General features: G+C 60.0%; 27 protein-coding genes. 13 read left to right on the forward strand and 14 right to left on the reverse strand.

Annotation, left to right across the window (positions count from 1 at the left end):
- Nucleotides 1-399 precede the first annotated feature (399 nt).
- Entirely contained in the window at nt 400-2,355 is a 1,956-nt protein-coding gene (gene acs / locus BW686_RS17600) for an acetate--CoA ligase (protein WP_084918812.1), read from the reverse strand.
- Between the two features lie 360 nt (nt 2,356-2,715).
- On the opposite strand from acs, the gene BW686_RS17605 reads away from it, so the two are divergent.
- The gene (locus tag BW686_RS17605) at nt 2,716-2,985 is read left to right on the forward strand and encodes a DUF2790 domain-containing protein (protein WP_084918813.1); all 270 of its coding nucleotides are present in this window, start codon (nt 2,716-2,718) and stop codon (nt 2,983-2,985) included.
- Between the two features lie 93 nt (nt 2,986-3,078).
- Here the strand turns inward: BW686_RS17605 and BW686_RS17610 are convergent, their stop codons facing one another.
- Complete coding sequence (locus tag BW686_RS17610) at nt 3,079-4,644, reverse strand: sigma-54-dependent transcriptional regulator (RefSeq protein WP_084918814.1); 1,566 nt, start codon at nt 4,642-4,644, stop codon at nt 3,079-3,081.
- 256 nt (nt 4,645-4,900) lie between these two features.
- Between BW686_RS17610 and phhA the strand changes: the two genes are divergently transcribed.
- From phhA to BW686_RS17630, 4 genes are all read left to right on the forward strand, one after another.
- The gene (gene phhA / locus BW686_RS17615; protein WP_084918815.1) at nt 4,901-5,698 is read left to right on the forward strand and encodes a phenylalanine 4-monooxygenase; all 798 of its coding nucleotides are present in this window, start codon (nt 4,901-4,903) and stop codon (nt 5,696-5,698) included.
- 35 nt (nt 5,699-5,733) lie between these two features.
- The gene (locus BW686_RS17620) at nt 5,734-6,090 is read left to right on the forward strand and encodes a 4a-hydroxytetrahydrobiopterin dehydratase (RefSeq protein ID WP_084918816.1); all 357 of its coding nucleotides are present in this window, start codon (nt 5,734-5,736) and stop codon (nt 6,088-6,090) included.
- Nucleotides 6,091-6,539: 449 nt separating this feature from the next.
- The gene (locus tag BW686_RS17625; RefSeq protein ID WP_084918817.1) at nt 6,540-6,719 is read left to right on the forward strand and encodes a hypothetical protein; all 180 of its coding nucleotides are present in this window, start codon (nt 6,540-6,542) and stop codon (nt 6,717-6,719) included.
- A gap of 137 nt (nt 6,720-6,856) precedes the next feature.
- Nucleotides 6,857-8,056 (forward strand): MFS transporter, encoded by a 1,200-nt coding sequence (locus BW686_RS17630; protein ID WP_084918818.1) that lies wholly within the window; start codon nt 6,857-6,859, stop codon nt 8,054-8,056.
- 358 nt (nt 8,057-8,414) lie between these two features.
- Here the strand turns inward: BW686_RS17630 and arfB are convergent, their stop codons facing one another.
- From arfB to BW686_RS17680, 8 genes are all read right to left on the reverse strand, one after another.
- Entirely contained in the window at nt 8,415-8,828 is a 414-nt protein-coding gene (arfB, locus tag BW686_RS17635; RefSeq protein ID WP_084918819.1) for an alternative ribosome rescue aminoacyl-tRNA hydrolase ArfB, read from the reverse strand.
- Between the two features lie 31 nt (nt 8,829-8,859).
- Entirely contained in the window at nt 8,860-10,269 is a 1,410-nt protein-coding gene (locus BW686_RS17640) for an amino acid permease (protein ID WP_084918820.1), read from the reverse strand.
- Between the two features lie 271 nt (nt 10,270-10,540).
- Nucleotides 10,541-11,767: a 23S rRNA pseudouridine(2605) synthase RluB gene (gene rluB, locus BW686_RS17650; protein ID WP_084918821.1), complete on the reverse strand. Its 1,227-nt coding sequence runs from the start codon at nt 11,765-11,767 to the stop codon at nt 10,541-10,543.
- A 184-nt stretch (nt 11,768-11,951) separates the two neighbouring features.
- Nucleotides 11,952-12,143: a DUF1289 domain-containing protein gene (locus BW686_RS17655; protein ID WP_024673636.1), complete on the reverse strand. Its 192-nt coding sequence runs from the start codon at nt 12,141-12,143 to the stop codon at nt 11,952-11,954.
- 616 nt (nt 12,144-12,759) lie between these two features.
- On the reverse strand, nt 12,760-13,521 hold the full coding sequence (gene scpB / locus BW686_RS17665; RefSeq protein WP_084918822.1) for an SMC-Scp complex subunit ScpB: 762 nt from the start codon (nt 13,519-13,521) through the stop codon (nt 12,760-12,762).
- A gap of 15 nt (nt 13,522-13,536) precedes the next feature.
- Entirely contained in the window at nt 13,537-14,268 is a 732-nt protein-coding gene (locus tag BW686_RS17670) for a segregation and condensation protein A (RefSeq protein WP_179149303.1), read from the reverse strand.
- Between the two features lie 86 nt (nt 14,269-14,354).
- Nucleotides 14,355-14,984, reverse strand: coding sequence for an L-threonylcarbamoyladenylate synthase (locus BW686_RS17675; RefSeq protein WP_102048022.1), 630 nt, complete (start codon nt 14,982-14,984; stop codon nt 14,355-14,357).
- A gap of 13 nt (nt 14,985-14,997) precedes the next feature.
- Nucleotides 14,998-15,861, reverse strand: a complete 864-nt coding sequence (locus BW686_RS17680) for a PHP domain-containing protein (RefSeq protein WP_084918825.1) — start codon at nt 15,859-15,861, stop codon at nt 14,998-15,000.
- A gap of 65 nt (nt 15,862-15,926) precedes the next feature.
- Between BW686_RS17680 and BW686_RS17685 the strand changes: the two genes are divergently transcribed.
- The 5 genes from BW686_RS17685 (at nt 15,927) to BW686_RS17710 (ending at nt 19,655) form a co-directional block, all read left to right on the forward strand.
- Nucleotides 15,927-16,523 (forward strand): septation protein A, encoded by a 597-nt coding sequence (locus BW686_RS17685; RefSeq protein ID WP_005889842.1) that lies wholly within the window; start codon nt 15,927-15,929, stop codon nt 16,521-16,523.
- A 1-nt stretch (nt 16,524) separates the two neighbouring features.
- Nucleotides 16,525-16,824, forward strand: a complete 300-nt coding sequence (locus tag BW686_RS17690; RefSeq protein WP_084918826.1) for a YciI family protein — start codon at nt 16,525-16,527, stop codon at nt 16,822-16,824.
- An 84-nt stretch (nt 16,825-16,908) separates the two neighbouring features.
- Nucleotides 16,909-17,586: a response regulator transcription factor gene (locus BW686_RS17695; RefSeq protein ID WP_084918827.1), complete on the forward strand. Its 678-nt coding sequence runs from the start codon at nt 16,909-16,911 to the stop codon at nt 17,584-17,586.
- 152 nt (nt 17,587-17,738) lie between these two features.
- On the forward strand, nt 17,739-18,218 hold the full coding sequence (locus tag BW686_RS17700) for a Spy/CpxP family protein refolding chaperone (RefSeq protein WP_084918828.1): 480 nt from the start codon (nt 17,739-17,741) through the stop codon (nt 18,216-18,218).
- Between the two features lie 87 nt (nt 18,219-18,305).
- A complete protein-coding gene (locus tag BW686_RS17710) occupies nt 18,306-19,655 on the forward strand; it encodes a sensor histidine kinase (protein ID WP_084918829.1) in 1,350 nt (449 codons plus the stop codon).
- Here the strand turns inward: BW686_RS17710 and BW686_RS17715 are convergent.
- Nucleotides 19,652-20,212: a nitroreductase family protein gene (locus BW686_RS17715; protein WP_084918830.1), complete on the reverse strand. Its 561-nt coding sequence runs from the start codon at nt 20,210-20,212 to the stop codon at nt 19,652-19,654. The genes BW686_RS17710 and BW686_RS17715 overlap by 4 nt on opposite strands.
- A 174-nt stretch (nt 20,213-20,386) precedes the next feature.
- Here BW686_RS17715 and BW686_RS17720 point away from each other — a divergent pair, with 174 nt between their 5' ends.
- Together BW686_RS17720 and BW686_RS17725 are read left to right on the forward strand one after the other, a co-directional pair.
- Nucleotides 20,387-21,841, forward strand: a complete 1,455-nt coding sequence (locus BW686_RS17720) for a TrkH family potassium uptake protein (protein WP_084918831.1) — start codon at nt 20,387-20,389, stop codon at nt 21,839-21,841.
- Nucleotides 21,842-22,316: 475 nt separating this feature from the next.
- A complete protein-coding gene (locus BW686_RS17725) occupies nt 22,317-22,628 on the forward strand; it encodes a DUF962 domain-containing protein (protein ID WP_057401964.1) in 312 nt (103 codons plus the stop codon).
- A 26-nt stretch (nt 22,629-22,654) separates the two neighbouring features.
- Here the strand turns inward: BW686_RS17725 and BW686_RS17730 are convergent, their stop codons facing one another.
- Both BW686_RS17730 and BW686_RS17735 read right to left on the reverse strand, forming a co-directional pair.
- Nucleotides 22,655-23,476, reverse strand: coding sequence for a UDP-2,3-diacylglucosamine diphosphatase (locus BW686_RS17730; protein ID WP_084918832.1), 822 nt, complete (start codon nt 23,474-23,476; stop codon nt 22,655-22,657).
- Between the two features lie 89 nt (nt 23,477-23,565).
- The gene (locus tag BW686_RS17735) at nt 23,566-23,871 is read right to left on the reverse strand and encodes a SelT/SelW/SelH family protein (RefSeq protein WP_084918833.1); all 306 of its coding nucleotides are present in this window, start codon (nt 23,869-23,871) and stop codon (nt 23,566-23,568) included.
- A 239-nt stretch (nt 23,872-24,110) separates the two neighbouring features.
- On the opposite strand from BW686_RS17735, the gene BW686_RS17740 reads away from it, so the two are divergent.
- Nucleotides 24,111-25,199 carry an LLM class flavin-dependent oxidoreductase gene (locus BW686_RS17740; protein ID WP_084918834.1) on the forward strand — a complete coding sequence of 363 codons (1,089 nt, stop codon included), beginning with the start codon at nt 24,111-24,113 and terminating at the stop codon, nt 25,197-25,199.
- 61 nt (nt 25,200-25,260) lie between these two features.
- On the opposite strand, the gene BW686_RS17745 is transcribed toward BW686_RS17740, so the two are convergent.
- A complete protein-coding gene (locus tag BW686_RS17745; RefSeq protein ID WP_084918835.1) occupies nt 25,261-26,166 on the reverse strand; it encodes a LysR family transcriptional regulator in 906 nt (301 codons plus the stop codon).
- Nucleotides 26,167-26,302 lie beyond the last annotated feature (136 nt).

Consider the following 26,302-nt stretch of genomic DNA (forward strand, 5'->3'; position numbering starts at 1 on the left):
TTTGGCGAATGACGGGCATTTTAACGACAGGCTCGAAGTCGATATTTCTTCAATGCGACAACTAGTTACAGAAGCACATGAAAAGCCGCTCCACGCTATTGACGGAGCATCTTTCTGCTGATCCAGCCAGGCAGGTTCAACCTGTCAGCGCAGCAAAAAGCGCGCCCATTATTGGCAAACCCTTCTAATCCGGCAAGCCCAGCGTTCCACATGACTGATGAAACACGCAGATGCGTCGTCTTTTCCTACAAAAGCCTGAAGAACGTCCCCCGATGAAGCACCCGGCGTGTAAACCCGTAACAACTCGATATATATCCCGTTTCACACACATAAATCCGCCCGAAAACAACAGCGCCCCGCCCGGCTTTCACCGGACGGGGCGCGCTTGATACCAGGCGGTCAGGCCGCGTTCATGGTCTTGTGGGTGTCGATCAGGTGCTGCACCACACCCGGATCAGCCAGGGTGGAGATGTCGCCCAACGCATCGTATTCGGCGGTCGCGATCTTGCGCAGGATCCGGCGCATGATCTTGCCCGAACGTGTCTTCGGCAGGCCGGGCGCCCACTGGATGAAATCCGGCGAGGCAATCGGCCCGATTTCCTTGCGCACCCAATTGCGCAGTTCGGTGCGCAGCGCGTCGCTTGGCTCCTCACCGGCATTGAGGGTGACGTAAACGTAGATGCCCTGCCCTTTCAAATCGTGCGGCACGCCGACCACCGCAGCTTCGGCGACTTTCGGGTGCGCAACCATCGCACTTTCGATTTCAGCCGTGCCCATGCGGTGGCCGGAGACGTTGAGCACATCGTCCACACGTCCGGTGATCCAGTAGTAGCCGTCTTCGTCGCGACGGGCGCCGTCCCCGGTGAAATACATGCCCCGGAACGTCTTGAAGTAGGTGTCGACAAAACGATCATGGTCGCCGTACAGCGTGCGCGACTGGCCCGGCCAGGAATCGAGGATCACCAGATTGCCCTCGGCCGCGCCTTCGATCAGGTTGCCCAGGTTGTCCACCAGCGCGGGGATCACGCCGAAGAACGGACGCGTGGCCGAACCTGGCTTCAAGGCTGTGGCGCCCGGCAACGGGCTGATCAGAATGCCGCCGGTCTCGGTCTGCCACCAGGTATCGACGATCGGGCAGTTCTGCTTGCCGACGGTGTTGTAATACCAGCCCCAGGCCTCGGGATTGATCGGCTCGCCGACCGAACCCAGCAGGCGCAGGCTTGAACCGTCAGCACCTTCGACCGACTTGGTGCCTTCGGCCATCATGGCGCGAATCGCGGTCGGGGCGGTGTAGAGAATGTTGACCTTGTGCTTGTCGATGATTTTCGACACGCGGGTGATGTCCGGATAGTTCGGCACGCCTTCGAACAGCAGCGTGGTCGCGCCATTGGCCAGCGGTCCATAGACGATGTAACTGTGCCCGGTGACCCAGCCGACGTCAGCGGTACACCAGTAGATTTCACCCGGTTTGTAGTCGAACACGCGCTCGTGGGTCAGCGCCGCGTAGAGCAGGTAACCCGCTGTGGTGTGCAACACGCCCTTGGGTTTGCCGGTCGAGCCGGAGGTGTAGAGGATGAACAGCGACTCTTCGGCACCCATCTCTTTCGGCGCGCACGTGCTGGACGCCACTTCCAGAAGCGAGTGGTACCAGATATCGCGATGACGGTTCCATTCGATCTCGCCACCGGTGCGTTTGCAGACGATGACCTTCTGCACGCTGCTGGTTTCCGGGTTGGTCAGGGCGCGGTCGACGTTAGCCTTGAGCGCGGTCTTCTTGCCGCCACGCAGCCCCTCGTCCGCAGTGATGACGACCTTCGAGCTGCAATCGATGATACGGCCCGCCAGTGCTTCCGGCGAAAAGCCGCCGAACACGACCGAGTGAATGGCACCGATCCGGGCGCACGCCAGCATGGCGACCACAGCCTCGGGGATCATCGGCATATAAATAGTGACAACGTCGCCACGGTGTACGTCCTGACCACGCAGGGCGTTGGCGAATTTGCAGACTTCTTCGTGCAGTTCGCGGTAGGTGATTTCGCGATGCTCGGAAGGATCGTCGCCTTCCCAGATAATGGCGAGGCTGTCGCCGCGTTCGGCCAGGTGGCGGTCCAGGCAGTTATAGGCCACGTTCAACGTGCCATCGGCGAACCATTTGATATCGACACGGTGATCGTCGAAGGAAGTCTGTTTGACGACGCTGAAGGGCTTGATCCAGTCGAGTCGCTGAGCCTGTTCACGCCAGAAGCCATCCGGGTTGACCACCGACTGCTGGTACATGGCCTTGTAGGTCGCTTCATCCGTCAGCGTCGTCGCTGCGACTTCTGGACGTACGGGGTACAGGGAAGCTGCACTCATCTTGGTTACCTCGGTGGATAGTTGTTGTTTTATACACCCGTTGTATCCCGCCACACCCGGAGGAACCATTCGACGTTGGTATTACCGGCGGACCGGAGCGGCTGACGTTGAGCCACAAGCCGCGCGCGTGACGCTCAACGCGTGTCGCGGCTTTAGATTATTACCATTTTGATAAAAGCGCTTATCCAAAGCCTTTATATATGTGGCCTCGCAACAGGCCTAGAATTCGCTCCGCCAGCAAGGCAAACATCAGCTGCCCCCACGCAGCGTTGTTCTGATCAGGAAACCACTTCATCAGCGCTCGCCCATGACGTCAAAAGCGTGATGCGGACGCGCTCACTTTCAAAAAGGTAAACCGCAATGAAAGCTTCATTAATAATGGCATTGGCACTGTGCGGTATCAGCAGCATTGCCGTGGCCGAAGAATCACAGACCAAAGTTGCCGCACAACAGGCCCGTGTCGAGCAATACACCTACGGCACCCATCTGGACATCGCCAAGGTGATCTCCATCAGCCAGATTCCCAATGTCTGCGAAGTGGTGCCCGCGCGCATGGTCTACGAAGACTCCGAAGGCGCACGGCACGTCATGAGCTATCAGGTGATGGGCAATGGCTGCAGCAACGGCTGATGGTCAGCGCTGTTGTCACGTATGCAAACGCCTCGCCTGTTTGACGGCGAGGCGCATGCAGCCGTGGATTGGCCTGTACTCGACTGACCATCGCTACTCGGCTGTAGACCCTTTGCTTATTTGATGATCACGCAACTTATTGGCGACCGTTGTATGTGAAACACCCAGACGTTTTGCCAATTGGCGACTGCTGGGATATTGCACATACAGTTGCTCCAGCACCGATTTTTCAAAGCGCCCGATAATGGCGTCCAGGCCACCTTCCAGAGCGCCCTCGGTCAAGTCATGGCGCCCACCATAATCGGGCAACCGAATATGCTCGGCCTGCACTTTGCTGCCTTCGCACAGCGACACGGCCTGAAACAACACGTTTTCCAGTTGCCGGACATTGCCGGGCCAATGGTATTGGCTCAGGCGCTTGAGCGCCGCAGGCGACAGGCCGGGCAACGGACAGCCGATCTGACGGCTGGCGTGATCGAGGAAATGTTCCACCAGCGGCTCAAGACCGTCCAGGCAGTCACGCAGCGGCGGAATGTGCAGCGACAATACGTTCAGCCGATGGTAAAGATCCTGCCTGAACGCCCCGGCGGCGCACAGCTCGGACAGATCGACCTGCGTCGAACACATGACGCGCACATCAAGGAACATGTCTTCATCGCTGCCGACCCGACGAAAGCTGCCGTCCTGAATGAAGCGCAGCAGCTTGGCCTGCATACGCGCACTCAGCTCGCCTACACCGTCCAGAAACAGTGTTCCGCCCGCCGTCAGCTCCAGCAACCCGAGCCGGCCTTCTACCCGCGCCCCTTCGAATGCGCCGGGGTCGTAGCCGAACAGCTCGATCTCGGCCATCGATTCCGACAGCCCGGCACAATTGAGTGCCATCAACGGCGACTGGCCACGCGGGCTGGCGAGGTGACAGGCGCGGGCCAGCAGTTCCTTGCCGGTGCCGGTTTCGCCTTCGATCAGCAACGGAGCATCCAGCGGGGCCATGCGTCGCGCCTCACGAACGACTGCGGCCATGACCTTCGAACTCTGGAAAATGCTGTCGAAGCCGCGCAGCTCCTGCTTGCGCACATGGTAGATGCGCTCGCCGACCCGATCAGCCCGATGCAGGGTCAATACCGCGCCGGCCATCGCTTCGCTGTCATCGTGTTCGGATTGCAGCGGCGCGATGTCGGCCAAAAACACATCGCCGCGCACCTTGACCCGCAGGCCATTGATGCGTGACTGGCTGGCCCGCACCAGTTCAGGCAGGTCGAAATCCTCGGCGTAGCGCGACAGCGGGATACCCGGTACTTCATCGACACGCACGCCCAGCAACTGCGCAGCGGCGCGGTTGGCGGCCACGATGGCGCCGGACATGTCGATGGAGAGCACCGGAAACTCCAGCGCTCCAAGCAGGGCATTCAGTTCCATGTGGCGGCGTTCACTGGGCATCAGCCCGACCCGTTTGACGCCGAACACGCCGGTAATCGCCTCGAATTTCGGACGCAACGCCTGAAACTGCAGATTGATCAGGTTCGGACAGTGCAGATAGATCGCGTCGCCATGCTCGCCGCCTACTTCACCGCGTGCCACGTTTACGCCATAGGCGACCAGCAGATCGAGAATGTCGCGAAGGATGCCGATGCGGTTCTGGCAATGCACCTTGATGCGCATGAGTGGTCCATCCTGTGAGCTTCGATTTTTATGAATTGGCTAACTTGCCCGTCAACAATACGTTACAGCAAGACGCTTGCCGAGCGTGCAGGACGCGCAATCCAGAGCGCAATCAGGCCATTCGTAAAGTTTTCGTTACGAAACACCTGAAAACAAGACGAGATGGCGCCTCACAGGTCGCTGACTTTGCCGTAAAACCGGGTTATTCCTGCACACAGAGACGTGACAATAACAACAGCCTTCCGAGGGGATCAGCATGACCCAGACGCACTACGTTGCCCGTGAGCCGGATGCTTCGGGCTTCATTGATTACCCCGCAGCCGAACACGCCGTCTGGAACACCCTGATCACTCGACAGCTGAAGGTCATCGAAGGCCGTGCCTGCCAGGAATACCTGGACGGAATCGAGCAACTGAACCTCCCCCACGACCGGATTCCACAGCTGGGCGAGATCAACAAGGTGCTGGGTGAGACCACTGGCTGGCAAGTTGAGCGCGTGCCTGCACTGATCCCCTTCCAGACCTTTTTCGAATTGCTGGCCAGCAAGCGGTTTCCGGTAGCGACGTTCATTCGCACCGAAGAAGAGCTGGATTACCTGCAGGAGCCCGACATCTTCCACGAGATATTTGGCCACTGTCCGCTGCTGACCAACCCGTGGTTTGCCGAATTCACCCACACTTACGGCACACTCGGTCTGAGCGCGAGCAAAGAGCAGCGCGTCTATCTTGCCCGGCTGTACTGGATGACCATCGAGTTCGGGCTGGTCGATACGCCACAAGGTCGGCGAATCTATGGCGGCGGTATTCTTTCCTCGCCCAAAGAAGCGGTTTACAGCCTGTCGTCAGCCCCGGAGCACCAACCTTTCGACGCGCTTGAAGCGATGCGCACGCCTTACCGGATCGATATTCTGCAACCGCTGTACTTTGTCTTGCCGAACCTCAAGCGGTTGTTCGATCTGGCCCAGGAAGACATCATGGCGCTGGTCGAGCAAGGCATGCAGTTGGGGTTGCATGCGCCAAAATTCCCACCCAAACCTAAAAGCAACGCGGCCTGACCGCGGCCAGGTATCTGAAAGAGGAACGCCTGTTTATGACCACTTTGAATCAAGCCCATTGCGAAGCCTGCCGCGCCGACGCCCCACAGGTCAGCGAAGCCGAACTGCCGGAATTGCTCAGGCAGATCCCTGACTGGAACATCGAAGTTCGCGACAGCGTGATGCAGCTGGAAAAAGTCTTTCTGTTCAAGAATTTCAAATTCGCCCTGGCGTTCACCAACGCAGTCGGTGAAATCGCCGAAGCCGAAGGCCATCATCCGGGGCTGCTGACTGAATGGGGCAAAGTGACTGTCACCTGGTGGAGCCACTCGATCAAAGGGCTGCATCGCAACGATTTCATCATGGCTGCACGTACCGATGAAGTGGCCAAAGGTGCAGAAGGCCGTAAATAAATTCTGGCGGGCAAACGGGCAGCGGCAATGCCGTTGCGACCCGTAAAACGGCGCGGTCTGACGCTCGCAAGGCGAAGCCGGAGACAGTAAAAAAGCGATTTTGTTTCGCAGGATGGCCATTGAGGGTAAAAAAATATCCTGATTGTCATTTTCAGTGGGTTATCCTGCGCATGCTTTTTTGAAGCACGGTTCTATCTGCAACCCCTTGCGAGGAGCGATCACGATGCATGAGATTCCAAACTTCCCACCAGGCCAACAGGAACCGCAGCAGTCGACTCTGGCTCAACAAGAGCTTGGTCAACCTGTCGCAATGAAAGCAGCACCCTCGGCTCAAGAGAGCCAGAAAGCCGGAAGCAAAGACTGAAGGCGATTGTTTTCAGGCGTATCGAAAAAGGGTTTTGCCGATTTTCAATACGCCTGAAAAACCAGCAACAGGCAGACACTGATTCATGAGTGATTTCACCGAAACCCAAGCCAGCGCACTGATCGGCACCGCCGAGAAGATGATCGAGATCTGGTCAAGGCTCAGCCCCGAAAAACAGAGCGCCCTGCTCGCCCGCTTCGGTTCTCAGGAAAACGCACTGGCCGCCCTCGTGACCACTCAACTTGTAGCGCCCGAGAACAAATAACCCTTCATTGGCTGTTTATTTCAATCTGTTGCACCTGCATCGCCAGATGCGTCGGTATGATGAGCACTTCGAGAGCTTGCTAAGGGTTTTCCCTGCCCGCTCGAACGCCACGCCCGAACAGAATGAAAGCCTGCCCCATGCCCGAGACACAACACACCACGCCGCAAACCCCGATGGCCGTCACCCTGACAGTCGTGTCCATTGTGATGTTCACCTTCATTGGTTACCTGAACATCGGTATTCCCCTTGCCGTTCTGCCCGGCTATGTCCACAGCGATCTGGGTTTTGGCGCGGTGATCGCCGGGCTGGTGATCAGCGTGCAATACCTGGCAACGCTGATCAGCCGACCGTGGACGAGCCGCATCATCGACAATCTGGGCAGCAAGAAGGCGGTGCAGATCGGCCTGACAGGGTGTGGCGTGAGCGGCGTGTTCATGCTGGTGCCGGTCTGGCTCGACGACTGGCCGATGACGAGCCTGGTGATTCTGCTGATGGGCCGGGTAATCCTCGGCAGCGCGGAAAGCCTGGTGGGTTCTGGCTCGATTGGCTGGGGGATCGGCCGGGTCGGCGCACAGAACACCGCCAAAGTGATTTCCTGGAACGGCATCGCCAGCTACGGCGCATTGGCCATCGGCGCGCCTCTCGGCGTGTGGATGGTCGACTCACTGGGCCTCTGGACCGTGGGCGTGAGCATCATGCTGCTGTGCGCGCTGGGGTTATACCTGACCTGGCACAAGCAGGCCGCGCCGATTGTGCAAGGCGAACGACTGCCCTTCATGCATGTGCTGGGACGGGTCTTTCCGCACGGCATGGGGCTTGCGCTGGGCGGCATCGGCTTCGGCACCATCGCGACCTTCATTACCCTGTACTACGCGAGCAATCACTGGCCGAATGCGGCGTTGTGCCTGACGGTGTTTGGCGGCAGCTTCATCGCGGCGCGCTTATTGTTCGGCAACCTGATCAACCGCCTGGGCGGCTTTCGGGTGGCCATCGTCTGCCTGTCGGTAGAAAGTCTGGGGTTATTGCTGCTGTGGATCGCCCCGACGCCTGAGCTGGCGCTGGCAGGTGCGGCGCTGACCGGTTTCGGTTTCTCGCTGGTGTTTCCGGCGCTCGGCGTGGAAGCGGTGAATCTGGTCCCGGCCTCCAGTCGCGGCGCTGCGGTGGGCGCCTATTCGCTGTTCATCGACCTGTCAATCGGCATCACCGGGCCACTGGCAGGCGCGATTGCCGCAGGCTTTGGCTTTGTCTCGATCTTCTTGTTTGCAGCGCTCGCGTCCCTCACCGGGCTGGGGCTGAGTGTTTATCTGTACAAGCAGGCACAGGCGTTGCGCCAGTGATGCCTCCCGCTCCCAGCGCTTGGCGTTACATCCAAGTCTTGAATAGCCCGAAAACCTGGCTTTTGTGGGAGCGGACTTGTCCGCGAAGATGGTAGGTCAAACGATGCATTTTTGAGCGTGGTGAGGCTCTACGTCGTCAAGAGGACGCGGAGCGCCACACGATAGTTGCGATGATCGTTCCCGCGCTCCAGCGTGGGAATGCAGGTCGCGACGCTCTACGTCGTCAAGAGGACGCGGAGCGTCCGGAACGGCATGCGACGCGGAGCGCCGCACGATAGTTGCGATGATCGTTCCCGCGCTCCAGCGTGGTAACGCCGTTCTGGACGCTCTGCGTCCGATCTTGAAGGGCCGGTCGTACTCAGAAATCCACTTTTCCGCGCCCGGCCTTGATCGAGCCGCGTTTGCTCTTGGACTCCAGCCGGCGGGTTTTAGAGCCCAGGGTCGGTCGGGTCGGGCGGCGTTTCTTCTCGACTTTGGCGGCGTTGACGATCAGCTCGCTCAGGCGCAGCAACGCGTCGGCACGGTTCTGCTCTTGCGTGCGGTATTGCTGGGCCTTGATCACGATCACCCCATCGCTGGTGATCCGGCTGTCATTCAACGCCAACAGCCGTTCCTTGTAGAACGGCGGCAACGAAGAGGCGTTGATGTCGAAGCGCAAATGCATGGCGCTGGATACCTTGTTGACGTTCTGCCCGCCCGCACCCTGGGCACGGATGGCAGTCAACTCGATCTCGGCGTCCGGCAGATGGACATTGTTGGAAATCACCAGCATCACGGCATCTTCTTTTCTGGAATAGGCACGTTTACTTGCCAGTATCGGCATTCACGACAACGCTACGCCTGTTTTTGGCCCGATAACACACCCACATCACCGCCAGCCACACCGGAATCGCGTAGACCGAGATCTGGATGCCGGGGATCATCAGCATGATGCCAAGGATAAACACCACAAACGCCAGGCAGACGTAGTTGCCATAGGGATACCACAGCGCCTTGAACAGCGGCACTTGCCCGGTTAGGTTCATGTGCTGGCGGAATTTCAGGTGCGAGTAGCTGATCATCGCCCAGTTGATGACCAGCGTGGCCACCACCAGCGACATCAACAACTCCAGTGCCTGTTGCGGCACGAAGTAGTTGAGCAGCACCGCCACCAGCGTGACAGCGGCAGACGCGAAGATGGCCTTGACCGGCACGCCGCGCTTGTCGACCTGGGCCAGCGCTTTGGGCGCATCACCTTGTTCGGCCATGCCCACCAGCATCCGGCTGTTGCAATAGGTGCCGCTGTTGTAAACCGACAGCGCTGCGGTCAGTACCACGAAGTTGAGGATGTGCGCCGCCGTGTCGCTGCCCAGCATCGAGAACACCTGCACGAACGGGCTGCCGCTGTAGGAATCGCCCGAGGCGTTGAGGCTGGCCAGCAGGCTGTCCCACGGCGTCAACGACAACAGCACCACCAATGCGCCGATGTAGAAAATCAGGATGCGATAGATGACCTGATTGATCGCCTTGGGGATCACGGTCTTGGGCTGTTCGGCCTCGGCAGCGGTAAAGCCAAGCATTTCCAGGCCACCGAACGAAAACATGATGATCGCCAAAGCCATCACTAACCCGCCGACGCCATTGGGGAAAAACCCGCCATGCTCCCAGAGGTTGCTGACCGACGCCTGCGGGCCACCGCTGCCGCTGACCAGCATGTAGCTGCCCAGCGCGATCATGCCGATAATCGCCACCACCTTGATGATCGCGAACCAGAACTCGGTCTCGCCGAAGACCTTGACGTTGGTCAGGTTGATGGCATTGATCAGAACGAAAAAGGCCGCAGCCGACACCCAGCTCGGGATATCCGGCAACCAGTAATGAATGTATTTGCCGACGGCGGTCAGCTCGGACATGCCGACCAGAATGTACAGCAGCCAGCAGTTCCAGCCCGACAGGAAACCGGCGAAACCGCCCCAGTAGTTATGGGCAAAATGGCTGAACGAACCGGCCACCGGCTCTTCGACGATCATCTCGCCCAGCTGGCGCATGATCATGAACGCGATGAAGCCGCAAATGGCATAGCCGAGAATCATCGAGGGGCCAGCGGATTTCAATACGCCAGCCGAACCCAGGAACAGGCCGGTGCCGATGGCGCCGCCGAGCGCGATCAACTGGATGTGCCGATTCTTCAGACCGCGTTTCAATTCGCCTGACGGGGCGGTTGTTTCACTCATTCGATAGCCACCTGGTTGTTCTTGTTCTGTGACGAAAAAGGACCTGTCGCGCTTGTGGCGCAACAGAACTGCAGCGCACTGAGCGCGTGGCCCAGCGTCTTGAACAGCAATGATTCACAGAAAAAAGCGCAGCATTGTACACCTGCGGTCAGGCATAGGTTCAAAACAGGAAAATGATGCCTGCAGGCTGTGTGACAACGTTTTACACACGTCCAGAAACAACAACGCCAGCCCCAAGGGGCTGGCGTTGCCGTGCAGTCACATCCCGCAATCACTCAGGCTTGCGGCGACCGAAGCCAGGGCGCTGACCTGAACCTGCCGGTGGGCCACGACGCTTGCCGGAGGGCGCATCGTCGTTGACCAGCTTGATGCCGACACGCTTCGGTCCAGGCTTGGCCGGACGCTTGTTCATGTCACTCGGGCGCTCGGCGACCGGTGTGCCACGGCTGTTGTCGGCCGGGCGCGGCGCACGCGAACCGGGCTTGCCCGAGTCCTTGCGCGGCGACGGACGCTGAGTGGAATCACCACCACGCGGACGATCACGCTCGCTGCCGGTAATCTGCGGCTGACGCGGTGCGCGGTCGCCGGTCGGGGCGCCAACAGCAGGACGCAGGGTACGAACAACGCGCTCGCCCTTGCCCAACGGGCGGGACGATTGGCGCTGCAGACGCTCCATCTTGTCCTTGGTCTTGGCGTTCATCTGCGGCTGAGCCACAGGCTGTAGACCGACTTCGGCAGCCAGAATGTCGACTTCGTACTGGCTCATTTCGCGCCAGCGACCCATCGGCAGGTCGGAGTTGAGGAACACCGGCCCGTAACGCACGCGCTTCAGGCGGCTGACCACCAGCCCTTGGGATTCCCAAAGACGACGCACTTCGCGGTTACGGCCTTCCATCACCACGCAGTGATACCAGTGGTTGAAACCTTCGCCGCCCGGTGCCTGCTGGATATCGGTGAAACGGGCAGGACCGTCTTCGAGGATCACGCCGTTCTTGAGACGCAGCAGCATGTCGTCATCGACTTCGCCACGCACACGAACCGCGTACTCACGGTCCATCTCGAACGAGGGGTGCATCAATCGGTTGGCGAGTTCACCGTCGGTGGTGAACATCAGCAGCCCGGTGGTCTTGATGTCGAGACGACCGATGTTGATCCAGCGGCCTTCTTTAGGGCGCGGCAGACGATCAAACACGGTCGGACGGCCTTCCGGGTCGTCACGGGTGCAGATTTCGCCATCGGGTTTGTTGTACATGATCACGCGGCGAACCGTTTCGGCGGCTTCTTCGCGCTTGATGACGCGACCATCGACACTGATGGCGTCATGCAGGTCGACGCGTTGACCGAGGGTCGCGTCCTTGCCGTTGACCTTGATACGGCCTTGGGTAATCCAGGCTTCTACGTCACGGCGCGAACCCACGCCAATGCGCGCCAGAACCTTCTGCAGCTTTTCGCCTGCGGGTCCGATTTCCTGGCTGTCCTGCTTGTCTTTTTCACTCATCTGGGCACCTCCCGGTGTGTCGAATCAGGGCTGGCCGAGAACCGGCGAGACCTGTGCCCGGCGCGCGGTGGAGCGCGGCAAGGCGAAATACTTGATAGCCCGGGCGATCACTGATCGCCGACGGTCGACCATCATACGCCTCCGCGGCGGATTAAGCATCCAGCGGCAGCGGTAATAGCCGGCATCACTTCTTCTTTTTACGACCGGCGGTCTTGAGCTTCGCCAAGCGCTTGGCCGACTCTTCGAGCACCGTGCGCTTGTCGTCCTTTTCCAGCTTCTTCCAGGCCTTGATTTCCCGCTTGCTGCGACCACAGCCCAGGCAAATGTCATCATCGAATTTGCACAGGCTGATGCAGGGGTTCTTGGTCGAACTCATCGGCAGCGGCTCTCATGGCGTGGGGTATCAGATGTGACCGTGGGGTGGCGAACGAATTCGACCGATGTTCACGAAGCATTGACACGACCGTCAGAGAATATCGTTCGGCACGCCCCGGCGCTCAGTCCATACACACGTCTGTTTTTTATTCTGGCCGAAGGCCGTGGCAGCGAACCGGGCGACGCTTCGCTTGTTCGCGAAGACGGTGTTTCAGACGACGCATTTTCGGCGATCATGCCGGCCTCTTCGCGAACAAGTTCGCTCCCACAGGATTTATGTACGGCGCGGGAGTGAGCCTCTCACAAGGTTTATGTACAGTGTGGGAATGAGCCTCTCACAAGGTTTATGTGCGGTGTGGGAGTGAGCTTGCTCACGAAGAGGCCCGTATGGCCGCCAATGATCTATGTCCTGTCAGTCCAGCCTCCCACAGGTTTTATGTATGGTGTGGGAGATTCTCACGGGGTCTATGTACAGTGTGGGAGTGAGCTTGCTCACGAAGAGGCCCGTATGGGCGCCGATGATTTATGTCAGCCTTCGCGAGCCAGGTCCCTATGCCCCGCGCCGCTCTACGGGCCTCTTGAGACGTGTGTGTAACACTGGAGCGCAGGCACGAGAATCAGACCTCGCCGTCCTCATCCTCAGCCTCTGGCTCCGCGCGCAACAGGTCGTCGAAGTCGGTCTTGAGGCCCTGTTCCATCGAATCGAGTTCCACCAACAGGCTGCGAAAACTGGTTTCGTCGCGCGGGGCTTCAGGGGCTTCGTCCGGGTCGAGGCTGGCGTCGGCCAGGGCTTGCAGGTGCGCAGGCACGGGGGCTTCTTCGAAGTCCATGACCGGCTCGGTTTCCATCTCCCGCAGGTCAGCCAGCGGCGGCAGTTCGTCCAGGCTCTTGAGGTTGAAGTGGTCGAGAAAGCCTTTGGTGGTGGCGAACATTGCCGGTTTGCCCGGCACATCGCGATAGCCCACGACCCGAATCCACTCGCGCTCCAGCAGCGTCTTCACGATATGGCTGTTGACCGCAACCCCACGCACGTCTTCGATCTCTCCACGGGTGATGGGCTGGCGATAGGCGATCAACGCCAGGGTTTCCAGCATGGCGCGAGAGTAACGCTGCGGACGCTCTTCCCATAACCGTCCGACCCACGGCGAAAACCGGTCACGAATCTGCAGACGATAACCCGAGGCCACCTCCTTGAGTTCGAAGGCTCGGCCCTCGCAGGACTTGCGCAGCACTTCCAGCGCCTTCTTGAACACCGGCGGCTCGGGCCGCTCACCCTCCTCGAACAGCTCGTAAAGCCGTTCAAGCGTCTGCGGTTTTCCGGAGGCCAGCAGAAATGCTTCAAGCAACGGGGCCAGTTCGCGAGGTTCGTTGAGGTTCATGGGTGTGTTCTTGCTCTACTCGGCTCGCGCCCGGACATGGATCGCCGCAAAGGGCTCGTTTTGGACCAGTTCGACAAGGGACTCCTTGACCAGCTCAAGCACGGCCATGAATGTCACGACCACCCCCAGACGCCCTTCTTCTGCGGTGAACAGCTCGGCAAACGGCACGAAACCGCCGCCTTTGAGCCGTTCCAGCACATCGCTCATGCGTTCGCGGGTGGACAACGCCTCGCGGCTGACCTGATGGCTTTCGAACATGTCGCCCCGGTGCAGCACTTCGGCCATGGACATCAGCACTTCTTCAAGGCTGACATCCGGCAACAACTTGCGCGCACGGGCTTCGGGTGCGTCGAGTTTCGGTACGATCACATCGCGCCCCACCCGTTTCAAAGCGTCGATGCCTTCGGCTGCCGCCTTGAAACGCTCGTACTCCTGCAGCCGGCGAATCAGTTCGGCGCGCGGGTCGCCCTCTTCCTCTTCGATTTCCGCCGAGCGCGGCAGCAGCATACGGGACTTGATCTCGGCCAGCATCGCGGCCATGACCAGGTACTCGGCAGCCAGCTCCAGGCGCACGGTTTTCATCAGCTCGACGTAACCCATGTATTGCTTGGTGATTTCCGCCACCGGGATGTCGAGGATGTCGATGTTCTGTTTACGAATCAGGTACAGCAGCAGGTCGAGCGGCCCCTCGAACGCTTCGAGGAAGACCTCGAGCGCGTCCGGCGGGATGTACAGGTCCAGCGGCATTTGCGTGACCGCGCGACCATAGACCAACGCGAACGGCAATTCCTGCTGGGCGTCGGCCTGGCTGTCTGCGGCCTCGACAACCGTCATTAAGCGCGTTCACCGAACGGGGTGGGATCACCGCAGCCGACCCGCACGATCTGCGGCTCGCCCTCGGACAGGTTGATAACCGTGGACGCGGAGATGCCACCTATCCCGCCGTCGATAATCAGGTCCACATGGTGTTCGAGCACCTGGCGCATTTCGTACGGATCGCTCAGCGGCACAGTATCACCAGGCATGATCAGACTGACGCTCATCAGCGGTTCGCCCAGTTGCTCCAGCAATGCCTGGGCGATGGGATGACTCGGCACCCGCAGGCCGATGGTGCGCCGCTTGGGGTGCAGGACCAGACGCGGCACTTCGCGGGTGGCGTTGAGAATAAAGGTATACGGCCCGGGCGTGTGCGCCTTGAGCGCGCGGAAGGCGCCCGTGTCGACTTTGGCAAACAGCCCCAGTTGTGACAAGTCGCAGCACATCAGGGTGAAGTTGTGCTTGTCGTCCAGTTGGCGCAAACGACGAATACGCTCGATAGCGCTCTTGTCGCCGATCTGGCAGCCCAGCGCGTACGACGAGTCTGTCGGGTAGACCACCAGCCCGCCGGCCTTGATGATTTCCGCAGCCTGTTTGATCAGGCGCGGTTGCGGGTTTTCCGGATGGACCTGGAAAAATTGACTCACGGTAACTTCCTGTTCAGACGGCGGCAGTAGGCTGTTCATGTTTGAATCTGCACCACAAAGGCGGCAGATCCTCCGGCACGGGACGGTAGGTGCCGATCTCGCCCCAGGCACCCGGACCGTGGAAGTCGCTGCCGGCAGAGACCAGCAGACCGAACTCGCGGGCGAGGATGGCCAGGGTTCCGACCTGATCGGCAGGCTGCATGCCATTGACCACTTCGATGGCATGACCACCGGCCTGGACGAAATCGCCGACCAGTTTACGCCGTTTACTGCGGGTAAAGTCATAATGCGAAGGATGCGCGAGGCTGACCCAGGCCCCCGAAGCGCGTAACGTCGCCACGGTCTCTTCCAGCGTGGGCCAGTGCTGCTTGACGTCACCCAGCTTGCCCGCCCCCAGCCATTTGCGAAACGCCTCGGCGCGGTCCTTGACGTAACCGCCCCGCACCAGAAAGTCGGCAAAGTGCGGACGCGCAGGCGCATTACCGCTGTCGCCGAGTTCCTGCTGGATCGCCCGTGCGCCTTCCAGCGCGCCAGGCATACCTTTGATCGCCAATTTACGGCTGATTTCTTCGGCCCGCAGCCAGCGTCCGTCATGCAGACGAGCGATGGCGTCGGTCAGCGCCGGGGCCTGAATGTCGAACCCGTACCCCAGCACATGAATGGTCGCGCCCCCCCAGACACAGGACAGCTCGACCCCGTTGACCAGTTGCATGCCCAGTGAATGCGCCGCCGTACGGGCTTCTTCAAGCCCTTCGAGGGTGTCGTGGTCGGTCAGTGAAAGGACGCGCACGCCGTTTTCATGAGCACGGGCTACCAGCGCCGTGGGCGAGAGCGCCCCGTCGGAAGCGGTGCTGTGGCAATGCAGGTCAACATTCATAGTGGTGCTTTCGTGTTCATTGATGTTTGTTATTATGCCGCCACATCCTGCTTCTGGCTGCCATTGTGAAACAATTCATCGACTTCATCCCGCTGCTCCTGTTTTTCATCGTGTATAAAACCGAGCCGCGCGCCGTGGATATCCTCGGCAATACCTATATGGTAGGCGGCATTTTCAGTGCAACGGCGATGCTGATCATCAGTTCGGTGGTGGTTTACGGCATTCTCTACATCAAACAGCGCAAGCTGGAAAAAAGCCAGTGGCTGACGCTGGTCGCCTGCCTGGTGTTCGGCAGCCTGACATTGGCGTTCCACAGCGAAACCTTCCTTAAATGGAAAGCACCGGTGGTCAACTGGCTGTTTGCAGTCGCCTTCGCCGGCAGCCACTTCATCGGTGACCGCCCGCTGATCCAGCGCATCATGGGCCATGCACTGACCTTGCCGGCCGCCATCTGGACCCGGCTGAACATCGCCTGGATCATCTTCTTCCTGTTCTGCGGCGCAGCCAACCTGTATGTGGCGTTCACTTATCAAGAGTTCTGGGTCGACTTCAAGGTATTCGGCAGCCTCGGCATGACCCTGCTGTTCCTTGTCGGCCAGGGGATCTACCTGTCACGCCACCTGCACGACACCGCTCCCAATACGACCAAATCCGAGGACTGACATGCTCTACGCCATCATCGCCACTGACGTCGACAACTCGCTGGAAAAACGTTTGAGCGTTCGTCCTGCCCACCTTGATCGCCTGAATGCGCTCAAGGATGCAGGCCGTCTGGTCCTGGCCGGCCCGCACCCTGCGGTCGACAGCAACGACCCCGGCGCTGCCGGTTTCAGCGGCAGCCTGATAGTGGCCGAGTTTGAATCACTGAGCGCCGCCAAGGCCTGGGCCGACGCGGACCCGTACATTGCAGCAGGCGTCTACGCCGCTGTCGTGGTCAAGCCGTTCAAGCAGGTTTTGCCCTGATCCGCGCCCTGACCCCATCGTCTGCAGCGCTGGTTCCCGATGAATGCAGAGCTGCGTCCCGGCAGAGCCTATATTGAGTGAGTCATGAGCGAGCTGTTATTGATCGATGATGACCAGGAGCTGTGCGAGCTGCTGAGCAGTTGGCTGAGCCAGGAAGGCTTTCAGGTTCGCGCCTGCCACGACGGCACCAGCGCGCGCCAGGCGCTGGCCGAAGCGGCCCCGGCTGCCGTGGTGCTGGATGTCATGCTGCCCGATGGCAGCGGGCTGGAGCTGCTCAAGCAATTGCGCGCCGATCACCCCGACCTGCCGGTGGTCATGCTCTCGGCACGCGGCGAACCGCTGGACCGCATTCTGGGCCTTGAGCTGGGTGCCGATGATTACCTGGCGAAACCCTGCGACCCCCGCGAACTCACGGCCCGGCTACGCGCCGTGCTGCGCCGCAGCCATCCGGTTGCGTCGTCTACCCAGCTTGAGCTGGGCGACCTGACCTTCAGCCCGATGCGTGGCGTGGTCAGCGTCGATGAAAAGGAACTGACCCTTACGGTTTCCGAGAGCCGCTTGCTGGAAGCGCTGATGCGTCAACCTGGCGAGCCATTGGACAAACAGGAACTGGCGCAACTGGCGCTGGGCCGCAAGCTGACCCTGTACGACCGCAGCCTGGACATGCACGTCAGCAACCTGCGCAAGAAGATCGGACCGCACGCCGATGGCCGGCCACGCATCGTCGCTCTGCGCAGTCGCGGGTACTATTACTCTCTTTAATCGGCTTCAAGCGGCAAGTCACAGCACGCACTTGAAGCTTGCGACGGCTTTTCCCTTACACAAGCTTTACCAAGCGCTGACCGCGCTTGACCTTGATCTCCCTAGACTGGGCTCATCGGCATCGAGCCGCACTAGAGACAAGGAGATACACCATGCGCAAGACCCTGATCGCTTTGATGTTCGCAACTGCTCTGCCTACCGTTGTGATGGCCGCGCCACCGCCGCCTCCACCAGGCGGCCCTGACGCTGACGCACCCGCCATGCGTCTTGATCGTGATGACCGTGGCCCAGGTCCGGAAATGCGTCGGGGCCCAGGCCCGATGGGCCCCATGGCCGAGCTGGACCTGACCCGCGAGCAGCGTCAGCAGATCGACCGTTTGATGCGCGAGCAGAAACATGAGCGCCGCGAAATCACTCAAAGCTACCTGGACAAGATGCCTGCTGCGGACCAGAAGGCAATGCGGGACGAAATCGAAGCCAAGCGCTCCAAGACAGACAGCGAGGTTCGCGCCCTGCTTCGCCCTGATCAGCAGAAGCAGTTCGACGAAATCAAGAAGCGAGAAGATGAGCGCCGCGCCGAATGGGCTGAATTCAAGGCCTGGAAAGCGGCAAAAGCAGCAAAAGCACTATAACCGTCGAGCCCTCTGGCCCGGTGGGTTGAAACGAACCCGGCATGCACACGCATGCCGGGCTTCTTTTATTCAGATCGAGGAAATCCGGTGCGTTCATTGTTCTGGCGAATCCTGGCCAGTTTCTGGCTGGCCATTGCTCTGGTGGGAGGCCTGTCGATACTCGTAGGGCACATGCTCAATCAGGACGCATGGATCCTCAATCGTCATCCGGTGCTCAACACGCTGCCGGAACAGTGGACGCAACGCTTCGAGGAAAAGGGCGCGGATAACGCGCAGGAATTTCTGCAGGACATCAAACGCCGTAACCGCATTGACGTGCAGGTACTGAGCGACAGCGGCGAACCCGTGGTGCGTGGCACTTTCCCGCCACGCGCCGCAGCGCTGGAAGCCCGGCAACAGGCCGACGAGGATCAAGGGCGCAAATTACCCTGGCGGCGTCTGGCCACCGAATACAGCAGCCCGAAGACCGGCGAGACCTATCTGTTTATCTACCGCGTGCCGCACCCGGAACTTGATGCCTGGCATCGCCAAAGCCTGATGTGGCCACTGAGCGCCCTGGGTATCGCGCTGGTGGTCCTGACCCTGTTCAGCCTGTTTGTAACGCTGTCGATCACTCGCCCGCTGAACCGCCTGCGCGGCGCGGTGCATGATCTGGGGCAGACCAGCTATCAACAGCAAAGCCTTGGGCAACTGGCCAATCGTCGGGATGAATTCGGCGTGCTGGCCACCGATTTCAACCGCATGGGCGCGCGTCTGCAAAGTCTGATTGGCAGTCAACGTCAGTTGTTGCGCGACGTGTCTCATGAACTGCGTTCACCGCTGGCCCGACTGCGAATTGCGCTGGCGCTGGCCGAACGTGCAGAACCTGCCGAGCGTGAGCGGCTGTGGCCGCGCCTGGGCCGTGAATGCGACAGGCTGGAAGCGCTGATCAGTGAAATTCTGGCCTTGGCGCGGCTGGATGCGGATTTCGGCGGCCCGGAGCCTGTGGACTTGAACGCGCTGTTGCAGCGGCTCAAGAACGACACGCACCTGGACGGTGTCGAGCAGAACATTCAGGTCGAGGTTCAGAACGCGCTGCAACTGCGCGGCTGGCCGGACATGATCGAGCGGGCGCTGGATAACCTGTTACGCAACGCCCTGCGCTTCAATGCGCCAGGGCAGAGCATTGAGTTGCAGGCGGTTCAGGTTGGCAACCATGTGCGCCTGAGTGTTCGCGATCACGGCCCGGGCGTTGCAGAAGAACACCTTTCACAACTGGGCGAACCGTTTTATCGCGCCCCCGGACAGACCGCGCCGGGTCATGGCCTGGGCCTGGCCATTGCCAAGCGCGCGGCCGAACGGCACGGCGGCAGTCTGATTCTGGGCAATCACCCTGAGGGCGGTTTCATCGCGACGCTCGACCTGCCGCTCGAACCGGTCAATTCTGCGTCGGTTTAACCCTGCCACTCGCTGACGAACTCACCGGCATCAACCTTCGGGGCCTGACGCGGTGGGTTCAGCGGGGTGCCCAAGTACAGAAAACCGATCACTTCTTCGCCCGCTTCAAGCCCGAAGCCCTTGGCAACCTGCGGCGCATAAGACAGCTCACCCGTCCGCCAGACCGCACCGACACCCAGCGCATACGCAGCCAGTAGCACGCCGTGGGCCGCACAACCGGCGGTGATTAACTGTTCAGAACGCGGAACCTTGAAATGGTCCTGCAAACGGGCGATCACCACCACCACGAGCGGCGCACGCAGCGGCCCCAGACGGGCTTTTTCCAGCGCCTGCGGGGTGACTTCGTTGCCGCTTTGCTGCAGCGCTTCAACCAGTAACTCGCCCATGCGCTCGCGGGCCGAGCCTTCGACAGTCAGAAAACGATACGGCTTCAACTGGCCATGATCGGGCGAACGCAAGGCGGCACCAAACATGATTTCCCGCTGCGCCGCGTCCGGGGCCGGGTCGATCAGTCGTGGCACCGATACGCGATTGAGCAAAACGTCGAGCGCCTGCATGGACGGTCTCCTTGAAAAGTGATCTGACAGTTTAGAGTCTGTTTACGGTCAATAACGAGCATAACAGGCAAATCCTTACCCTCCGTGTCGAGCTTTCCGCCCGCCAGTGCCGGTTTACATGGCACAAAGCACAGGTAGAATGGCGCCTTTCCTTGATACCTGCCCGAGCCATTCATGTCGTTGCCGACCCTTCGCATCATCGGTTTCATTATCGGCATCTTCCTGATTACCCTGGCTGTGGCCATGATCGTGCCGATGGTGACGCTGGTCATCTATGACCGTTTCGAAGACCTGCGCGAGTTTCTGTGGGCCAGCGCCATTACCTTTATCGCCGGGCTGGCGCTGGTGGTGCCCGGACGCCCCGACAACGTCCAGCTGCGCCCGCGGGACATGTACATGCTCACGGTTTCCAGCTGGATCGTGGTGTGCATCTTCGCCGCCCTGCCCTTTCTGCTGACCCAGCACATCAGCTACACAGACTCCTTCTTCGAAAGCATGTCTGGCATTACCGCCACTGGCTCGACCGTGCTCAGCCATCTGGACAGCATGTCGCCGGGCATTCTCATCTGGCGCTCGATGCTCCACTGGCTCGGAGGAATCGGCTTCATCGGTATGGCGGTGGCCATTCTCCCGTTACTGCGTATCGGGGGCATGCGCCTGTTCCAGACCGAATCTTCCGACCGCTCGGAAAAAGTCATGCCGCGCTCGCACATGGTGGCCAAGTTCATTGTCCTGGCCTACGTCGGGTTTACCGCGCTGGGCAGTCTGGCCTTCTGGGCGGCAGGCATGAGCCTGTTCGATGCGATCAACCACGCGATGTCGGCGATTTCCACGGGCGGTTTTTCCACCTCCGACCTGTCGCTGGCGAAATGGCCGCAGCCGGCCGTGCATTGGGTCGCCATTGTCGTGATGATCCTCGGCAGCCTACCGTTTACGCTGTATGTCGCCACCCTGCGCGGTAACCGCAAGGCGCTGATCAAGGATGAGCAGGTGCAGGGGCTGATCGGGCTGTTGCTGATCACCTGGCTGGTGATGACAGTCTGGTACGCCAACACCACCGACCTGCCGTGGACCGAGGCATTGCGCCATGTCGCACTGAACGTCACGTCGGTGGTGACGACCACAGGCTTCGCACTTGGCGACTACAGCCTGTGGGGCAACTTCTCGCTGATGCTGTTCTTCTATCTGGGTTTCATTGGCGGGTGTTCCGGCTCGACGGCAGGCGGCGTGAAGATTTTCCGTTTCCAGGTGGCCTATATTCTGCTCAAGACCAACCTCAATCAGTTGATCCATCCGCGTGCAGTGATGAAGCAGAAGTACAACGGCCACCGTCTGGACGACGAAATTGTCCGCTCGATCCTGACCTTTTCGTTCTTTTTCACCATCACCATTTGCCTGATCGCACTGATGCTGTCGCTGCTCGGGCTGGACTGGATGACCGCGCTGACCGGCGCTGCCAGCACTGTGTCTGGCGTAGGGCCAGGGCTGGGCGAAGTAATCGGTCCGGCGGGCAACTTCTCTACGCTGCCGGATGCAGCCAAGTGGATTCTGTCAGGCGGCATGCTGCTGGGGCGGCTGGAAATCATTACCGTGCTGGTGCTGTGCGTACCGGCGTTCTGGCGGCATTGAGGTCTGGCTTGGCGCGGGAGCGGACCGGGCGACGCTTTTATCGTTCCCACGCTCCGCGTGGTAATGCATGTCGTGACGCTCTGCGTCACACAGTTCTGCGACTCAGTGAGATTCAGACTCGACTTGAGTCATTTTTTCGCCCCTCGGCGAGTGACTTTGATGGGGCTAAAGCAGGCAAACCCCTGGGCTCCGTTTTCGGCCCGACTTCGTCGGGTTCCTTCGCCCTGTCACTGATCCGGGGGTCGCGTCGTCAGTGCCATCGCGTTCGAAAAGCACTTCGTTGGCAGCGGCTGCGGGCAAGGCTTGAGATTGTTTTGCACGGGAGATTTGTGACGCAGAGCGTCACGAACTGCATGCCAACGCGGAGCATTGGCACGATAGTCGTCAATATGAGCACGACTCGAATACTCCACATCGGCACGACGATCGGCTAAATTTGTGTATAACAACAAGAACAAACACGAGAGTGTGCGCCGTGGATACCATCAAGCGTTTCTCAAGCTTTGCCGAGTTTTATCCCTTCTACCTGGCTGAACACAGCAGCAGTACCAGCCGGCGCCTGCATTTTGTGGGCACGTCGCTGGTGATTTTTCTGTTGGCGTTCGGTGTGGGCAGTGGCCGTTGGGGGTTGTTGTGGTTGTTGCCGGTCGCGGGATACGGTTTTGCCTGGGCCGGGCATTTCTTTTTCGAGAAAAACCGGCCGGCCACGTTCAGGCATCCGTTCTACAGCCTGCTCGGCGACTTCGTGATGTACCGTGACATGTTGCTCGGCAAAGTCTCTTTTTAAAGAGCATCTGCTTAACGCCGTCCGGCTCAGGCGACCGGCTCGCTGAGCGGTTCCTGCTCGGCTACCTGCTGCGCCTTCAAGTGCGCATCGGCCAGGCGGAACAGTTCGATGTTGCCGTCCAGGTGCTCGATCAGGGCCGTGCAGGATTCGACCCAGTCGCCGCAGTTGAGGTATTCCACACCGCCCACCTGACGGATTTCAGCGTGGTGAATATGCCCGCACACCACGCCGTCCAGCCCGCGCTTCACGCACTCGTGGGCGATGGCTTCCTCGAAGTCGCTGATGAAGTTCACGGCGCTTTTGACCTTGTGTTTCAGGTACGCCGACAACGACCAGTAGCCGTAGCCATACCTGGCGCGCCAGTGATTCAGCCAGCGATTGAGGGTCAGGGTGAATTCGTAGGCTGAATCGCCCAGAAACGCCAGCCAGCGGTGATAACGGGTGATCACGTCGAACTGGTCGCCGTGGATGACCAGAAAGCGTCGGCCGTCGGCGGTCAGGTGTTCGACTTCGTCCACCAGTTGTATGTTGCCCAGCACCAGCTTCGAGTAACGGCGCAGAAACTCGTCGTGATTGCCGGTGACGTAGATGACCTCGGTGCCGCGCTTGCTCATGGTCAGCAGGCGGCGGATCACGTTGGTATGGGCCTGAGGCCAGTACATGCCACCGCGCAGCTTCCAGCCGTCGATGATGTCGCCCACCAGGTACACCTTGTCAGCCTGATAGCGCTTGAGAAACGCCGACAAGTGCTCGGCCTGGCAATCGCGCGTGCCAAGGTGAACGTCGGAGATCCATAACGTCCGCACACGTTGTTTGCGACTGGGTGTGGCGAGCTGGGCACTGCTCATGGGACGACCTCCGGCATGGTTTTGAAGAGAGTGGAGCATGCCGGTTAACTGAATGTGACACGCGCATGGCGATGTCGTGACAGCGACGCCTATGACTGAGGGCTGTCGGGTGTGCGTCGGTCGTTATGGCCGAGGTCACGTGCCGGGTCGATCTGGTCACGGACGCGCTGCTTGAGCACTTTGGCCTCGGGAAAACCGCCATCGGCTTTGCGCTCCCAAAGCTGCACACCGTCGCAGGTGATGCGAAACGCGCCCCCGGTGCCCGGCTGCAGAGACACCTTGCCAAGGTCGTCGCTGAAAGTGCTGAGCAATTCCTGAGCCAGCCAGGCCGCGCGCAGCAACCACTGACACTGAATGCAATAGGTGATGATGACTTCGGGCTTTTCGGCAGTCATGAACGTCCTCTCCAGCAAATACCCCACATCATACTCGCCACGCACCGGATCAACGAGCAGGAGTGGTGCGCTGTAGCCACTCAGTATCGCCGCATTAAACTTTAATTATCAACCCGCCAGATAATGCATATTTTTTATAATTAACTTAGACCGAAATCGAATTTCACAGCGCCTGCTCATTGCCTTTATGGTGCCTGTCAACACGGTCGAACGGACCTCAACCCTTGGCAGGAGTTTTCATGAGCATCGAATTCATTGGCTATATTGCCACGCAACCCGGTTCTGAAATCCATCCACGCAGTGGCGCAACCATTCAGCCCGACTACGTGCAGAAGGTGGCCAAGGCTCATGAAGACGCCGGCTTTGATCGGGCGCTGATCGCTTACCACTCCAACAGCCCGGACAGCACGCTGGTGGCTGCGCATGCCGCCAGCGTCACCCACACGCTGAAATTTCTCGTCGCGCATCGCCCCGGCTTTATCTCTCCGACGGTCGCCGCGCGGCAGTTTGCCACGCTGGATGTCTTCAATGGCGGGCGCACCGCGGTACATATCATCACCGGCGGGGATGACAAAGAGCTGCGTGCTGACGGCAGTCACATCGGCAAGGACGAGCGCTATGCCCGCAGCGACGAATACCTCAGCGTGGTGCGTCAGGAGTGGACCCGCGACACGCCGTTCGATCACACGGGCACTTACTACCAGTTCGAAGGCGCCCACTCGCTGGTCAAATCCCCGCAACAGCCGCATATCCCGCTGTATTTCGGCGGGTCATCGGCCGCGGCGATTGCCGTGGCAGGCAAGCATGCGGATGTGTACGCGCTGTGGGGCGAGACTTACGAGCAAGTGCGTGATGTGGTGAAACAGGTCCGTGCCGAAGCCGCCAGGCATGGTCGGACCATTCGTTTCAGCCTGTCGTTGCGACCGATCCTGGCGGACACCGAAGCGCAAGCCTGGGCCCGTGCCGACAGCATTCTGGAAAAAGCCAGGGCATTGGCCGAGAGCAACGGCTTTGTGCGCCGTGAACCGCCCAACGAAGGATCACGTCGTCTGCTGGCCGCCGCCGCACAGGGTTCACGCCTGGACAAACGCCTGTGGACCGGTATCGCCGGGCTGCTCGGTGCCCAAGGCAATTCCACGTCGCTGGTCGGCACCCCGGAGCAGGTGGCGGAAGCGCTGCTGGATTACTATGACTTGGGCATCACCACGTTCCTGATCCGCGGTTTCGACCCACTGGAAGATGCCATTGATTACGGTAAAAAGCTGATCCCGCTGACTCGCCAACTGGTCGCCCAGCGTGTGCAGCAGGCCCGTGAACAGGTCGCCTGACAGAACGCGCAGGCGGGCAGCGAGCGCCTCGATCAGGGACAACCTGCCCGCGACGACACCGTCAAGCCGCCGCTGAAACCGGCTTGAGGGATCGGGCCACCAACGCACCGAAGGCGTCCACCGGCACTTGCAGGTTGCCCAGAAAGCGCGGGTAAAACAGCCACAGGTCCATGACCGGTTTGAAGTCTTTCAGCGGCAGCACCGCCAGTTGCTCACGATGGACGCTGCGCTCCAGAAGCGGCCTCGGCACCAGGCCAAGCCCCATGCCGTCAGCCACCAGCCCTAATTGCAGCTCGGTGCCGAAGGTTTCCAGGTTGACCTTCATGCTCAACCCCTGATCGGTCAGCGTGCGTTGCAGACCGGCACGAAACCCACAGCCATCAGGGTTGAGTACCCAGCCTTGCTCGTAACAGTCAGCCAGCTTGCCGGGCTTTTTCGGCACAGAACCGTTGGCACAGACCACCACCAGCTCCATCTTGCCGATGGACTGCCCCATGATGTTTTCCGGGAAGATCTTGCCCGCCGGGAATAAGGCTGCCGCGGCATCCAGCTCACCGTTTTCGATCTTGCCAATCAGGTGGCTGCCCCAGCCAGTGCTGACCTGCGCACGCAAGTCAGGGAATTCGCCGCGCAACTGCTTGAGCGCATCCAGCAACACCACATCGCCAATGGTCTGTGGCACGCCAAGGCGCAACAGGCCGCTGGGCGGGGTGTCGCTGGCCACCAGTTCACGCAGCGAATCCATCTCGCGCAGGATCGCCAGGCATTTCTGATAGACCTGATGACCCATCGGGGTCGGCTTGAGCGGCTTGGTGTGACGGTCGAACAGCTCCACACCGAGGGCCTGCTCGAAATTCTGCACCCGGCGCGTGATGGCCGGCTGGGTCAGATCCAGTGACTCAGCCGCATGGCTGATCGACTGACAGCGAATGACTGCAACGAACGCATCGATATCATCAATTTTCATTCGGACCGCACATAAAAATAAGAGGGCAACATAGGCAAAAAGCATAGTACCAGCGGGCGTCGATTAATAGCCCGGTACAAGATTCGCTGCGTCCACGAAAAAAAGCAAAAGACGTTTTTGTTATAACCTAATCATT

Source organism: Pseudomonas syringae (genome assembly GCF_002157375.1).
GTDB classification, from domain to species: domain Bacteria; phylum Pseudomonadota; class Gammaproteobacteria; order Pseudomonadales; family Pseudomonadaceae; genus Aquipseudomonas; species Aquipseudomonas syringae_T.

Coding starts and splice junctions, on each gene's coding strand:
- BW686_RS17695 (WP_084918827.1), top strand. CDS start 16,909: ATGAGCGAGCTGTTATTGATCGATGATGACCAGGAGCTGTGCGAGCTG.
- scpB (WP_084918822.1), bottom strand. CDS start 13,521: ATGAACCTCAACGAACCTCGCGAACTGGCCCCGTTGCTTGAAGCATTT.
- BW686_RS17735 (WP_084918833.1), bottom strand. CDS start 23,871: ATGACTGCCGAAAAGCCCGAAGTCATCATCACCTATTGCATTCAGTGT.
- BW686_RS17720 (WP_084918831.1), top strand. CDS start 20,387: ATGTCGTTGCCGACCCTTCGCATCATCGGTTTCATTATCGGCATCTTC.
- BW686_RS17680 (WP_084918825.1), bottom strand. CDS start 15,861: ATGAATGTTGACCTGCATTGCCACAGCACCGCTTCCGACGGGGCGCTC.
- BW686_RS17630 (WP_084918818.1), top strand. CDS start 6,857: ATGCCCGAGACACAACACACCACGCCGCAAACCCCGATGGCCGTCACC.
- BW686_RS17605 (WP_084918813.1), top strand. CDS start 2,716: ATGAAAGCTTCATTAATAATGGCATTGGCACTGTGCGGTATCAGCAGC.
- BW686_RS17715 (WP_084918830.1), bottom strand. CDS start 20,212: ATGCAGGCGCTCGACGTTTTGCTCAATCGCGTATCGGTGCCACGACTG.
- rluB (WP_084918821.1), bottom strand. CDS start 11,767: ATGAGTGAAAAAGACAAGCAGGACAGCCAGGAAATCGGACCCGCAGGC.
- BW686_RS17610 (WP_084918814.1), bottom strand. CDS start 4,644: ATGCGCATCAAGGTGCATTGCCAGAACCGCATCGGCATCCTTCGCGAC.
- BW686_RS17745 (WP_084918835.1), bottom strand. CDS start 26,166: ATGAAAATTGATGATATCGATGCGTTCGTTGCAGTCATTCGCTGTCAG.
- BW686_RS17690 (WP_084918826.1), top strand. CDS start 16,525: ATGCTCTACGCCATCATCGCCACTGACGTCGACAACTCGCTGGAAAAA.
- BW686_RS17640 (WP_084918820.1), bottom strand. CDS start 10,269: ATGAGTGAAACAACCGCCCCGTCAGGCGAATTGAAACGCGGTCTGAAG.
- BW686_RS17740 (WP_084918834.1), top strand. CDS start 24,111: ATGAGCATCGAATTCATTGGCTATATTGCCACGCAACCCGGTTCTGAA.
- BW686_RS17670 (WP_179149303.1), bottom strand. CDS start 14,268: ATGCCGCTGGACCTGTACATCCCGCCGGACGCGCTCGAGGTCTTCCTC.
- arfB (WP_084918819.1), bottom strand. CDS start 8,828: ATGCTGGTGATTTCCAACAATGTCCATCTGCCGGACGCCGAGATCGAG.
- phhA (WP_084918815.1), top strand. CDS start 4,901: ATGACCCAGACGCACTACGTTGCCCGTGAGCCGGATGCTTCGGGCTTC.
- BW686_RS17730 (WP_084918832.1), bottom strand. CDS start 23,476: ATGAGCAGTGCCCAGCTCGCCACACCCAGTCGCAAACAACGTGTGCGG.
- acs (WP_084918812.1), bottom strand. CDS start 2,355: ATGAGTGCAGCTTCCCTGTACCCCGTACGTCCAGAAGTCGCAGCGACG.
- BW686_RS17700 (WP_084918828.1), top strand. CDS start 17,739: ATGCGCAAGACCCTGATCGCTTTGATGTTCGCAACTGCTCTGCCTACC.
- BW686_RS17655 (WP_024673636.1), bottom strand. CDS start 12,143: ATGAGTTCGACCAAGAACCCCTGCATCAGCCTGTGCAAATTCGATGAT.
- BW686_RS17620 (WP_084918816.1), top strand. CDS start 5,734: ATGACCACTTTGAATCAAGCCCATTGCGAAGCCTGCCGCGCCGACGCC.
- BW686_RS17625 (WP_084918817.1), top strand. CDS start 6,540: ATGAGTGATTTCACCGAAACCCAAGCCAGCGCACTGATCGGCACCGCC.